Origin of the sequence: Actinokineospora diospyrosa (assembly GCF_024171925.1) — a bacterium.
Taxonomy (GTDB): domain Bacteria; phylum Actinomycetota; class Actinomycetes; order Mycobacteriales; family Pseudonocardiaceae; genus Actinokineospora; species Actinokineospora diospyrosa.
The window spans coordinates 108,329-122,579 of the sequence record NZ_JAMTCO010000017.1; the positions used below are offsets into that span (position 1 = coordinate 108,329).

A 14,251-nucleotide genomic window follows, 5' to 3' on the forward strand; every position below is an offset into this window, starting at 1 on the left:
CTACAGCAGGCGGCGGAGGAGGTCCCCCAGTTCGGGCAGCATCCGGGGGGACACGACCTCGGCGTGGCGGCAGTCGAACTCGACGATCTCCAACCGCCGCGCGACTTCGCGCCAGTCGTCGCCCGCCGAGTAGTGCACATCCTCGAAGCCGGTCTCCGGCACCAGGGCGTCCACCAGCACTACCCGCCCGTCGTAGGCCGGGTAGTGCGCCTCGGCCAGCAGGCGTTGGCTCGTCAGGTAACTCTCCACGACCGCACCGACCTCGTCAGCGGAGAACTGCGACATGACGTCCCCGCGTGCTCGGATCGCCTCGACCGCGGACTCCAGCGTGACCTCGGACGGCAGTTCGTAGTCCAGATCGGACAGCAGGCCGACCAGCGCGGCCTCCCGGTCGGCGGGGACGACGTCCAGGGCGGGGTCGAAGTGCCGGGAATCCAGCAGTGCCAACAAGGACACCTCCAGGCCCCTGGCCCGCAGCGCGCACGCCACCAGGTAGGCCACGTTCCCGCCGAACGACCAGCCGACGAGTCGGTACGGCCCGTCGGGCTGGACCCGGATGATCTCCGACACGTACCGCTCGGCCAGGTCGGCCAGGCTCGCGTAGGACGCGTCGGGGTCGGTCAGCAGTGGCGACTGCAGCCCGTACATCGGCACCGGCAGCCATGCCTTCAGCGGCGCGAACTGCCAGGCCAGACCGCTGGCGGGGTGGAGGAAGAACACCGGGGTGCCCGTGCCGGACCGCAGTTCCAGCACGGGGTCCAGCGCTCCGGCCACCACTCCCCCGTCCAACTTCGCTGCAAGCCCCGCAGGGGTCGGCGAAGTGAACAGCGCGGTGATCGGCAGTCGGACACCTGTGCGGGCCTCTATTGCCGAGCTCAACCGGACCAGGAGCAGCGAATGGCCGCCTAGTACGAAGAAGTCGTCATCCGCGCCGACTGAGTCGATGCCTAGGACTTCCGCGAACAGCTCGCACAAGAGGTACTCGCGAGGTGTGGCGGGCGCACGGCTGGTTGATAGGGCCGCGAAATCAGGCGAGGGCAACGCGCGGCGGTTGAGCTTGCCGTTGGCTGTTAGCGGGAAGGAGTCGAGTGTGACAACGGCGGAGGGGACCATGTAGTCCGGTAGGTGTGCTGCCGCAAGGGAACGGACCGCGGTTGGGTCGATGTTCTCGGGAGTCACATAGGCGACTAGGCGGGACTCCCTGGCCACGACGATGGCGCGGGTGACGCCAGGGGTGGCGGTGAGGATGGATTCGATCTCGCCGAGTTCGATGCGGAAGCCGCGGACCTTGACCTGGTCGTCGACCCGGCCCAGGTACTCGATGCCCACGGGGGTGCGGCGGACGAGGTCGCCGGTGCGGTAGAGGCGGCCGGGGCCGTGCGGGTTGGCGACGAAGCGGGTCGCGGTGAGGTCGGGTCGGCGGTGGTAGCCACGGACGACGCCGTCTCCCGCGAGGTACAACTCGCCCACCACGCCGTCGGGGACGAGGCCGAGGCCGGTGTCGAGGATGTAGGTCTGGGTGGCGCGGATGGGGTGGCCGATGACGACGCGCTCATCGACGACCTCGGCAGAGGTGGACCACACGGTGGTCTCCGTGGGGCCGTAGAGGTTGACGACGCGGCGGGCGCGGACGGCGAGTGTGCCCGCGAGCGACGGCGGGAGCGCCTCGCCGCCGACCAGGACGGTTGTGGAGTCCAGGGCTACGCCGGTGTCGACGATGGCCTGCCACAGCGACGGTGTGGCCTGCACGTAGTCGGCGAGGAGTCCGGCGAGCACGGGCGGGTCGAGCACCTCTTCGCGGGAGGCCACCCGGACGGTGACCCCGCGCGTCAATGGCACCAGCAGTTCCAGCACCGCGATATCGAAGGACAGGGTCGTGACCGCCAACAACCGGTCACCTGGGCCGAACCCGACCAGACCGGCCATGGCCTCGGCGAAGTTCGCGACCGCCCCGTGCGGGACGACGACGCCCTTCGGTCGACCGGTGGACCCGGACGTGTAGATGACGTAGGCCGGACTGTCCACATCGGGCAGATCCGCCGGGGCGGAGCCGTGCCACTCGTCGGCGAAGGTGACTGTCTGGTCGATCGGTGGGAGCACCTGGCGCAGCGCCTCGGCGGTCACCAGGAGCGCGGGGTTGGCGTCGGTGACCATGTACTCCAGCCGGTCAGCCGGGTACTCCGGGTCGAGCGGCAGGTAGGCGGCGCCGGAACGCAGGACCGCGAGCATCGCGACAACCATGTCCACTGAACGCGGTAGAGCCAACGCGACGATTCGCTCCGGCCCCGCGCCGCGACGCACTAGCTCACCGGCCAACGATTCGACTCGTTGCAACAGTTCACGGTAGGTGACCCTGCCGTCGGCAGCTTCAACAGCGGTGGCGTCCGGTGTCCGTGCTGCTTGTGCGGCGAATAGAGCTGGGATCGTGTCGGTCACCGGTGGCTCTACCGGGAAGTCCAGGAGAGCAAGCCGTTCTTCGCCGGTAAGCAGGTCGACGGAACTGATCGGCGCGGCCGGGGTAGCGGCAACAGCTTCAACGAAGCGGGCTAGGCGTTCCGCGAGCTGGGTGGCGCTAGCGGGGTCGAATAGGTCGTCGGCGTATTCGACGGTGCCGGTGATGCCGTCGGACAACTCGGTGAAGGTGAACGTCAGGTCGAACCGGGCAGTCGTGACCTCGGTTTCCTGTTCGGTGGTGGCAACCCCGGGCAGGCCGAGGTCGCGTTCGTCGGCGTCGTGGAAGACGACCATCGTTTGGAACAGCGGGTGGCGTCCCATAGACCGGGTCGGGTTGAGGATCTCCACCAACCGCTCGAAAGGCACGTCTTGGTGCGCGTAGGCCGCCAGGTCGGTCTCTCGGACCCGCCGCAGCAGTTCGGCGAAGGTCGGGTCGCCGGAGACGTCTGTGCGCAGCACCAGCGTGTTGAGGAAGAACCCGACGAGGTCGTCGAGGGCTTCGTCGGTGCGCCCCGCGATCGGGGAGCCGAGCGGGATGTCAGTTCCCGCCCCTAGGCGCGACAAGAGGGCAGCTACCGCAGCTTGGGCAGTCATGAAGAGGGTTGCCCCATTGGCGCGGGCAGCGGCTCGGAGGCCGCTTAGCGCTTCACCGCTCAGGTCGAACCGGACTTCTCCGCCTCGGTAGGAGGCGATGGCCGGCCTCGGCCTGTCCGTAGGCAGCGTCAACTCTTCCGGCATGCCCTCCAGCGTTTCCTGCCAGTACGCGACCTGGCGAGAGATGACGCTGTCGGGGTCTTCCTCGGAGCCGAGCAGCTCTCGTTGCCACAGCGTGTAGTCCGCGTACTGGACCGGTAGAGCAGTCCACTCTGGACTCGCGCCAACACGGCGAGCAGCGTAAGCGGAACCCAGGTCGCCCAAGAGGGGCGCGGTGGACCACTCGTCGGCCGCGATGTGGTGCACCAGAAGTACGATCACTGACTCGTCCGCGGTCTGCCGGAACAACCAGGCGCGGACCGGGATCTCACGCGATAGGTCGAACGCGTACTCCGTCGCCTCTTGGACGCCGTCACCGTCAACGACCTCGAACGGCACCACTGCGTCCGACAACACCGACTGGTACGGCACGCCGTCGTGGTCGGGGAAGACTGTGCGCAGGCTCTCGTGTCGGGTCACAAGGTCGTTGAGGGCGGCCTGTAGCGCAGCAGAGTCCACGTCGCCGGTGAGGCGTGCGATCAGCGGGATGTTGTAGGTAGAACTAGGCCCTTCCATACGGAACAAGAACCACAACCGCTGCTGGGCGAACGACAGCGCCAACCGATCCGGGCGGGGTAGACGGGTCAAGGCAGGACGAGCGACACCGGACGCGGGCAAGCGCGACACGAGACCAGCCACGGTGGGCGCCTCGAAGACGTCCCGGATGGTCGGCTCGACGCCCAACACGGAACGGACTCGACTGACCAGCTTGGTGGCGAGCAGCGAGTGCCCGCCGAGGGTGAAGAAGTTGTCGTCCGTGCCGACGCTGTCCACCCCGAGCAGGTCCGCGAAGATCCCGGCCACCAACTCTTCGCGCGGGGAACGCGCAGCGCGCCGCTCCCCCGTATCCACTACCGGCTCCGGGAGGGCCTTCCGGTCCACCTTGCCGTTAGCGGTGATCGGTAGAGCGTCCAGCTCCACGAACGCAGACGGGACCATATAGTCGGGCAGGGTGTTTCGGGCCCAAGCGGCCAAGTCGGAGAGATCGGCGTCGCCATCTGCCACCACGTAGGCGGCCAGGTAAGCACTACCGGCGGGGACGGTGACAACGGTGGACCGCACGCCGGGGTGGCTGAGGAGGGCTGCTTCGACCTCTTCCAACTCCAGCCGCATTCCTCGGATCTTGACCTGGTTGTCGACGCGCCCGACGAAGTCCAGGGTGCCATCTCCTGCCCACCGGACGAGGTCGCCCGTGCGGTAGAGGCGGGTGCTTGGCGCGCCGAAGGGGTTGGCGACGAACCGGGACGCGGTGAGATCGGGCTTGTTCACATAACCGCGGCCCAGGAGGTAACCACCGACGTACAGCTCTCCCGCGATACCGGGCGGGACGGGGTTAAGCGCGTCGTCGAGCACATAGAGCTGGGTGTTCGGGTTAGGGCCGCCGATAGAGGTGGCGATGCGGTCGGCACCGTCGCGATAGACGACGTGAGAGACACCGATGGTGGTCTCGGCTGGGCCATAGCCGTGGTACATCGTCGTGTTCAGCGCGGTGCGGAACCGCTCGAACAGCTCTGGGGTCAGGACCTCGCCACCGCACCAGACGTGCCTAAGCCCACGCAGGGACTCAGTGCCCGAGGCGAGCTCTAGTAGCGCGTCGAGCATGGAGGACGGCAGGTAGACGAAGGTGACGCCCTCGGTGTCGATGAGGTCGAGCAGGTAGCGCGGATCGCGTTCTCCGCCGGGCTCGGCAATCACTACGCGGCCGCCGGTGACCAGGGGCAGCAGGATCTCGTTGACCGAGATGTCGAACGACAGCGGCGCCTTGAACAAGGCAGCGTCGCCTTGGCCGAAGCCGAGCAGCCCGCTCTGCCACACCAGGCGTGCGCTGATGGCCTCGTGCCGGATCATCGCGCCCTTGGGCGTACCGGTGGAGCCTGAGGTGAACATGATGTAGGCGAGCTGCGCACCGTGAGTGGAGGCAGCCGCCGCAACCGGGTTCCCGCCATAGGACCAACTGGTCAGGTCGATTGGAACGGTCAACTCCGACTCGGGTACCCCGCCAGGTCCGGTGACGGTCAGCATCGCCCCGGAGTCCCGCAGTACGGTCTCGCGGCGCGCTTCCGGCCACGTCGGGTTGAGCGGGACGAACGCGCCGCCAGCTCGCAGGATCGCCAGCAGCGCGATGACCATCTCCGCGCCACGGGGCAACCCGATGGCCACGACGCGCTCTGCGTCGACACCGCGCGACCGCAGCTCAGTCGCGAGCTGCCCTACAAGGACGTCCAGGTCGCGGTAGGGCAAACGGGTCTTGCCCGCCACAAGAGCGATTTCGCTGGGGAATCGGCTAAAGGCGTCGGTGAGAAGCTCAGGCAGTGTGCGCGTGACTTCTGGTTCCGCGGTGGCGTTCCACCCGCGCAGCACTAGGTCGCGTTCGTCGGACGACAGCAGGTCGACCGTGCGGACCCGCTGGTTCGGATCGCGGGAGAGGGCGGTGAGCAGCCTGACGAGCCGCGTGGCGATGTCGGTGACGGTGTCGTCGTCGAACAGGTCGGTGGCGTACTCGATGGCGCCGACCATGCCGTCGGGAGTGTCGGACAGGCCGATGGCGAGGTCGAACTTGGCGGTGGTCGTCGCCACGTCCTGCGCGGCCGTCTGGGTGCCGGGCAGGCCGAGGTCGTCGGTGTCGAGCCCGGTGTGGGTGACCATCACGTGGAACAGCGGGTGCCTGGCCATGGAGCGGGCCGGGTTGAGGAGCTCCACCAGCCGCTCGAAAGGCACGTCCTGGTGCGCGTAGGCGGCCAGGTCGGCTTCCCGGACGCGGCGCAGGAGCTCGGTGAAGGTCGGGTCGCCGGAGACATCCGTGCGCAGCACCAGTGTGTTGACGAAGAATCCGACCAACCGGTCCAAGCCCTCGTCGACACGGCCCGCGATGGGGGTGCCGAGCGGGATGTCGGTGCCCGCGCCGAGCCGCGACAACAGAGCGGCCACGGCGGCCTGAACGATCATGAAGGTGGTGACGCCCTCACGCCGGGCCAAGTCGCGCAACGCGACCGCGACCGACGGATCCAGCTCGAACCGCACGTCGTCGCCCCGGTAAGACGCGACAGCGGGCCTGGGACGGTCCAGGGGCAGCGCGATCTCTTCAGGCGCCCCGGCTAGAGCGTCTCGCCAATAGGCGACCTGGCGTGACACCAAGCTGTCCGGATCGTCCTCGGAGCCTAGGAGCTCGTGCTGCCAAAGAGTGTAGTCCGCGTACTGGACCGGTAGCGCTGCCCACTCCGGGGTAGTCCCCGCGCGGCGGGCGGCATAGGCAGTGCCGAGATCACCCAAGAGCGGCGCGGTGGACCACTCGTCAGCGGCGATGTGGTGCACCAGCAGCACAATCACCGACTCGTCGGCCGACTCCTGGAACAGCCAGGCGCGGACCGGGATCTCCCGGGACAGGTCGAACGCGTACTCCGTGGCCTCTTGGACACCGTTGCCCGCGACCACCTCGAACGGCACTACGGCATCGGGCAGGATCTCTTGGTAGGCGATGCCATCGCGGTCCGGGAAGACCGTGCGCAGGCTCTCGTGCCGGGCCACAAGGTCGTTGAGGGCGGCTTGTAGCGCGGCAGGGTCAACTGTGCCGGACAAGCGCGCCACGAACGGGATGTTGTTGGTAGCGCTAGGCCCTTCCATGCGGAAGAGGAACCACAGCCGCTGCTGCGCGAACGACAACGGCAGCAACTCAGGCCGCTCGACCGGTCGCAGCGCCGGGCGGGTGTCACCGGTGTTGCCGACCAAAGCGGCGATACCGGCGACCGTCCGCGCAGTGAAGACATCGCGGATGGTCACTTCGGCGTTGAGAGCCACGCGCAGCCGGGACACGAGTCGGGTGGCGAGCAGTGAGTGGCCGCCGATGGCGAAGAAGTCGTCGTCCGGACCGACCGAGGGCAGGTCCAGCACCTCGGCGCACAGGGCCGCAACGATCTCTTCGGCGGGAGTGCGCGGTCGTGCGGTGCTGGTGGCGTAGTCGGGCGCGGGGAGGGCCTTACGGTCGACCTTGCCGCTTGGCAGGGTCGGGAACGCGTCGAGCACAACGATCGCCGCGGGGACCATGTGCTCAGGTAGGACCACCGCGAGCTGGTTACGAAGACCGGCGGGGTCGGCTGTTTGACCGGCTGATGCGATGACGTAGGCAAAGAGTTGGTGATCACGGGCGATAACAGTCGCTTGGGCAACCGTGGCGTCGTCCGTCAGCGTGGCTTCGATCTCGCCGGGCTCGATGCGGAAACCGCGCACCTTGATCTGGTCATCGACCCGGCCAAGGAACTCCAGCTTGCCATCGGGAGTCCACTGCACGAGGTCGCCGGTGCGATAGAGACGACCGTGGCCGGAGATGAAGTTGGGGACGAACCGTGAGGCGGTCAGGCCGGGCTGGTTGAGGTAGCCGCGGGTGACACCTGCACCACCGAGGTACAGCTCACCCGGGACACCAGTCGGCACGCGGCCGAGGCTCCGGTTGAGGACATAGACCTCAGTGTTCGCGACGGGGTTACCGATGACCGGTAGAGATCCCTCGATGCGCGCGAAGGCAGCGTCAACTGTTGTCTCAGTGGGGCCATAGAAGTTGAACGCAGTGACGTTAGATGCCGCGAGTTGCTTCCAGAGTGCGTCGCCGACCGCCTCACCGCCGGTGCCGATGAAGGAGATGCCGGTATCCAGCAGGCCGTCGTCGACGAGGTGGGCAAGGAGAGCAGGAGCGGCATCGAGGTAGTCGATGCCGTGTTCGTGGACGTAAGCGACCAGCGCGGCCGGATCGGAGCTCACGATGTGCAGCTCGTGTCCGGCGACCATCCACAGGAGCCCGTCCACCGAGGCGTCGAAGGCGAACGACGCGGCGTTGACCACTCGTTGGCGCTGCGACGGCATCACGAGCGCTTGGTGCGACGCGAGCAAGTTCGCGAGGTTCTGGTGCTCGACGACAACGCCCTTAGGCCTACCGGTGGACCCGGAGGTGTAGAGGACGTAGGCGGCGCTGAGAGCTGGGGTGCCGTCGAAGGAGCCGTCGACGCTGACATCGGTCAGAACAACGGTGGGCTGGGCGTCGGCGACCATGTAGGAGAGGCGCTCAGCGGGATATGCCGGGTCAAGCACCAGGTAGGCCGCACCTGCCCGCCACACGCCGAGGATGGCCGCGACTAGGTCGGCCGAGGCGGTCAGCGAAAGTCCCACCACGTCGCCGGGGCGGACGCCGTTGTCGACGAGGTGCCCCGCGATGGCCCGGGCTTGGGTGTCGAGGTCGGCGTAAGTCCGCCGGTTCTGGACGTCGACGACCGCAGTGGCGTTCGGGGTGGCGGCGACCTGACGGTCAAACACGTCCAGGACAGAGCCCGAGACGGTGGCCTCGGGGCCGAAACTCACCTGGACGCCCAGGTCCTGGTCGGTGACGAGGGTGATGCTGTGGAGCGGGCGCTTCGGGTCTTCGGCGATCGTGTCCAGGACGCGCACTAGGCCGTCGGCGAGCCGGGTAGCGCTATCGCGGTCGAGGACGTCGGGCCGGTACTCCAACGACAGCTCTAGCGTCTCGCCAACCTCAGCGGTCAGCGTCAACGGGTAGTCGGTGGCGTCGGTGCCGGACACACCGGTGACGCGTAGCCCTGCCGACTTCTCGGCACGGCCAAGAGCGTCGGTGTCGACCGGGTAGCTCTCGAACACCGTAAGGCTGTCGAACAGCTCGGACAGCCCGGTGGCGCGACGGATGTCGGCCAACCCGAGGTGCTGGTGCTCGATCAGGGCTGATTGCTCTGCCTGCACTCGGCGGGCGGCTTCGGCCACGGTCTCACGCGGGTCGAGCTGGACGCGGACGGCGACCGTGTTGATGAACAGACCGATCATCGATTCGACGCCAGGTAGGTCTGCCGGTCGACCGGACACCGTGGCTCCGAAGACGACGTCCTCACGGCCCAAGTGGCGGGCAAGGACAAGACCCCAGGCGAGCTGAATAGCGGTGTTCAGGGTGACGCCAAGAGCGCGGGCGGTGTCGGCAAGTCGGGCGCCGAGCGCACGCGATAGGTCGACGTCGACCTTCTCAGGGCGGACCGTGGTGCTGGTCGGCTTCGCCGTGAGGGTCGGCTCGGTGCCGTCGAGCGCCTTGGCCCACGCGGCCGCGGCCGCCGTCTTGTCCTGTGCGGACAACCAGGTGAGGTAGTCGGTGAACGGGCGCGGCGCCGGGGGTGTCTCGCCGCCGTAGAGCTGGAAGAGCTCCTGACCCAGCAGCGGGGTCGACCAGCCGTCGAGCAGGACGTGGTGGTTGGTGATCACCAGGCGCTGGCCGCCGTCGGGCAGGCGGAGCAGCAGGAACCGGATCAGCGGGCCGGTTCCGGGGTCGAAAGGCGTGTCTAGGTCCTCCGCGATGACGGACTCGTCGCCGGTGACCTCCCGCCACGGTGCGCGCACGTCGCGGACGAGTTGCAAGAGCTCGCCGTTAGGACGGCTCCGGAAGCACACCCGCAGGTTCGCGTGCCTCGCCAGTAGCGCGTCTGCCGCACTGCGCAGCCGCGCGGCGTCTACGTCACCGTCGATGTTGAGCACTGTCTGCACGGTGTACACATCGGCGCCCTCAAGGCCGGAGAGGAAAAGCAGGCCCTCTTGCAGCGGGGACAACGGCCAGATGTCGGTGACGCCGTCGGCGAGGAGGGAGTCGACCTCGGGCTGGTCGAGGGTGACTAGAGGGAAGTCGGAGGGGGTGCGTCCGCCGGTAGCGGAAGAGAGCTCAGCCAGGGCGTCGCGCCAGTGCCCGCTAAGTACCTCGATCTCGGCGTCAGTGAACACGCCGTCGGGCCAAGTCCAGTCGACGGTAAGAGTCGTCCCGATAGCCACGATGTCGATCTGCAGGGCGTGCTCAAGCGGCATGTCCTTGTCGGCGCCGCCCGCGATACCCGCCTCTACCGGCGTCCAGGGCCCTTGCTGCGTGGCAGATTCAAACCGGCCGAGATAGTTAACGAGTACCTGCGGCTTCGCGGTAAGCCTGCCCGCGGTGTCAGCGTTGAGGTGGCGCAACAACCCAAAGCCCGCCCCACTGCCTGGCGTGGCCCGCAAACTCTCCTTAACCCGCTTCACCGTCGCCGACGCATCCCGCGCATCGATCCCGTCGAGGCGGACCGGGTAGAGACTGGTGAACCACCCGACCGTGCGGTGCAAGTCCGCCCCAGGCACGAGATCCTCATCGCGCCCATGCGCCTCGCGGTCCAGCAACAGCGAGGTCCTCCCCCGCCACCGCCCCACGGCGACCGCCAACCCCGCAAGCAGAATGTCGTCGACCTCGGCCTTGAACCGCCCCGCGACCTCGTTGGGCAACTCCCCAACCTCAGTCCGCGCGTTCCGCGCCGTAGCCAACGTGTCGGTCTGCTCTAGCGCCCTGGCCCCCAGCAACGGCTCATCGCCCGCCACCGTGGCCGCCCAGAACTCCACCTCGTCCGACCGCTCCGCGGCAGCCACCAATCCCTGCGCCCACCGCCGGAACGACGTCCCCACCGGCTCCAGGTCAGCGCCCCCATACGCCGCCACCAGATCCGGCAACAGAATCCGCCACGACACCCCATCCACCACCAAGTGATGGATAGCCACAACCACACCTGAGGCGTCAGGGAACCACGCGACACGAATCATCGAACCAGCAGACGGATCAAGTGTCTCGAGAACCGAATCGACGTCTAGAGAGCCAGAAACCCGGGAGACGACATCGACCGCGTCGAGGGAATCGGGGACCTGAAGACCGTCGGCGACCAGGCGAGCACGCAGGATTGCGTGCACATCGACCAGCTTCTGCACAGCAGCAACAAGACGCGCGGCGGTCAGGTCGACGGGGGCACGCAGCACCTGCACCTGAGCGAAGCGGTTGATTGGCCCGCCATTAGCCAAGAGGTCGTGCATGATCGGCGTAAGGGGAGCGTGCCCAATGGCTGCCCCCTCCTCTTCGACCGCCGCTGGTTCCGTCTTAACAGCGGCAGCGAGCGCAGCGACCGTGCGCTGCTCGAAGACATCGCGCGGAGACAGGGTAAGACCAGCAGCGCGGGCACGGCTGACCAGTTGGATGGAGACGATGCTGTCGCCGCCAAGGGTGAAGAAGTCATCGTCCATACCGACCGAAGGCAGACCCAACACTGCGGCGAACAGGTCGCGCAGCAAGGACTCGGTCTCCGTGCGGGGTTCCCTGCCGACGGTTACGAGCCCGCTTAAGTCCGGCGCGGGAAGCGCGGCGCGGTTGACCTTGCCGCTGGGCAACGTGGGGAACTCATCAAGCACCACGACTGCCGAGGGGACCATGTGCTCAGGTAGCACTGCCTTGGCGTGATCGCGTACCGAGTCAGCGTTAGCGCCAACGACGTAAGCGATGAGTCGGGAGTCGCGGACCGCGACGGTCACCTGCGAGGCGACCTCGGCCAGCACGGCCTCGACCTCACCCAGCTCCACCCGGAACCCGCGAACCTTTACCTGGTCGTCCACGCGGCCCAGGAACTCCAGCGAGCCCGACGACCACCGCACCACGTCACCCGTGCGATACAACCGACCGTCGCCGAACGGATTCGCCACAAACCGCGACGCCGTCAACCCAGGCTGGCCCAAGTACCCGCGCGCAACGCCCGGCCCGCCGACGTACAGCTCACCCACGACGCCCGGTGCGACCAGCCCGAGGGCCGAATCCAGCACGTACACGGTGGAGTTCGCGACAGGGCGGCCGATCACCACGTCCGAGCCGACAATGGGCGCCACGACCGCGTCCACAGTGCACTCGGTCGGTCCGTAGAAGTTGAACGCCTCAACCGAACTCCCGGCCAACTCCGCCCACAGCGCAGCGCCGATGGCCTCGCCGCCGGTGCCCACGACCGACACGCCCGACGTCAGCAACCCGTCGGATACCAACTGCCCGAGTAGCAGCGGTGCGGAGTCAACGTATGAGATGCCGTTCGCCCGCACGTAGTCGACCATGGCGCGCGAGTCGCGCATCAGGTTGTCGTCGGCGATGTGCAGTGTGCTTCCGGCGAACAACCACAGCAACGGGTCTAGCGAAGCGTCAAAGGAGAACGACGCGGCGTGCAGAACAGGCCCTGGACACATCACGGACCGGTGCGACGCAAGCAGGTTCACCAGACCGGCATGCTCGACCACGACGCCCTTAGGCCTACCGGTGGAGCCCGACGTGTAGATCATGTAGGCAGCGCCATCGACGACAACCGGAGCGGGCGGCGCTGACATGTCGTCTTCGATGGCGGACAGAACCAGTGCGGGCTGCGCGTCGTCCAGCATGAAGCGGATGCGGTCGGCTGGGTATCCGGGGTCAACAGGTAGGTGTACCGCACCCGCCTTCCAGATGGCGAGCAGCGCGACGATAGCGTCAACAGAGCGCGGCAGCATTGACGCAACCACGGCTTCACGCGCGACGCCCTGGGTCTGGAGCCATCCCGCCAGCCAGTCCGACCGCTCGTCCAACTCCGCGAACGTAAGAGACCGCGCCGAGTCGGTGACCGCGATGTTTTCAGGCGTGTCCGCGACTGTAGTCGCAAACGCTTGCAGCACCGAGGTTTGCACAACACCGATCAACACGCCGCGACCGAGCGCCGCGATGGACGCGCGCTCAGTGGACGTCATCAGGTCAAGCATGCGAACTGGCGCCTCGGCGTCGGTGACGAACGCGGTCAGCGCCGCGACGAGCCGGGCGGCGAACAGCCCCGTGGCCTCGGTGTCGACGACATCGGGCCGGTGGTCGATCCAGACCTCGAGCCCGTCGGAGGCCTCGGCGGTCAGGGTCAGCGGGTAGTTGGTGTCGTCCGTGCCCTGGACGCCGACCACGCGCAGGCCCGCCGCGTCCTCCGCGCGGCCGAGCGCCTCGGTGTCGACCGGGTAGCTCTCGAACACGGTGATGGTGTCGAACAGCTCCGGCAGCCCGGTGCCGCGCTGCACGCGGGACAGGCCGACGTACTGGTGGTCCATGACCCGCGCCTGCTCGGCCTGCACGCGGGTAAGCAGCGCGGTGACGGTCTCCGCCGGGTCGAGCCGCACGCGCACAGGAACGGTATTGATAAACAGGCCGATCATCGATTCAACGCCAGGTAGGTCTGCCGGGCGACCGGAGACAGTGGCACCGAATACGACGTCGGAGCGGCCCAGGTGACGGGCAAGGACAAGACCCCACGCGGTCTGCAGCAGCGTGTTGACGGTGACGCGTAGGCGCCTGGCGAGGTCGCCGAGGCTCTTAGCCAGGTCTGCGGGGACAGGCACCGGGACGCGCTGGGTAAGAGAGCCGGAGTTGGCCGCGCCGGGCGGGCCGACCAGGGTGGGCTCGGTGACGCCCGCCAGCGCGTCGGCCCAGGTCTTCTCACCGAGGTCGCGGTCCTGGCGGCTCAGCCAGACGAGGTAGTCGCGGAACGGGCGGACGCGGCGCAGGCCACCGGTGTCGCCGCGCGCGCCGTAGATCTCGAACAACTCACCGAGCAGCAGCGGCGTGGACCACCCGTCGAGCAGGATGTGGTGGTTGGTGACCAGCAACCGGTACCGGTCGGGGCCGAGCCGGGCGAGCAGGAACCGGATCAGCGGCGGTCGCTCCAGGTCGAACCGGGTGGCGCGGTCGCGCTCGACCAGGGCCTGCCACTCGGCCTCGGTGGTGTCGACCTCGGTCCACGGCAGCGCGACCCTGGCGGGCACGAGCTGCACCGGGCGCTCCTCGGTGGTGAAGCAGACCCGCAGGTTGGGGTGCCTGCGCAACAGCGCGCCCGCCGACTCGCGCATCAGCTCGGCGTCGAGCGGTCCCTCGACCTCCAGCACGGTCTGGACCGTGTAGATGTCCACTTCGGACTCGTCGTAGCCGGAGAGGAACAGCAGGCCCTCCTGCAGCGGGGACAGGGGCCAGATGTCCTGCAGGGTCACAGGTTTCTCCAGTTCGCCTCGAAGCGGTCGATCTGCTCCTGGGCGAAACCAGGAACCAGCAGGTCGGATGGGGTCAGGCCGCCAGCGCCCGCTTCGGCACTGTGCTCGGCCACCGCGCGCAGCGCCCCGGCGACGCAGGTGGCGAGGTCGCGGATGTCGCGCTCGGTGAAGACCCCGTCGGGGTAGGTCCAGGCAA

The 14,251-nt window shown here is 67.9% G+C and carries 2 protein-coding genes (1 of these 2 only partly in view); both read right to left on the reverse strand.

Features of this window, described 5'->3' with window-relative positions; all coding sequences use genetic code 11:
- Positions 1 to 14,055 (reverse strand): non-ribosomal peptide synthetase, encoded by a 14,055-nt coding sequence (locus LV75_RS30270; protein WP_253890773.1) that lies wholly within the window; start codon positions 14,053 to 14,055, stop codon positions 1 to 3.
- Positions 14,052 to 14,251, reverse strand: partial view of a non-ribosomal peptide synthetase gene (locus LV75_RS30275; protein WP_253890774.1) — the 3' end only. 8,467 nt of this gene lie beyond the right edge of the window; 200 of the gene's 8,667 nt are visible here — the last part of the coding sequence; its start codon lies off the right edge, out of view; the stop codon is at positions 14,052 to 14,054. Before LV75_RS30275 ends, LV75_RS30270 begins: the two co-directional genes overlap by 4 nt.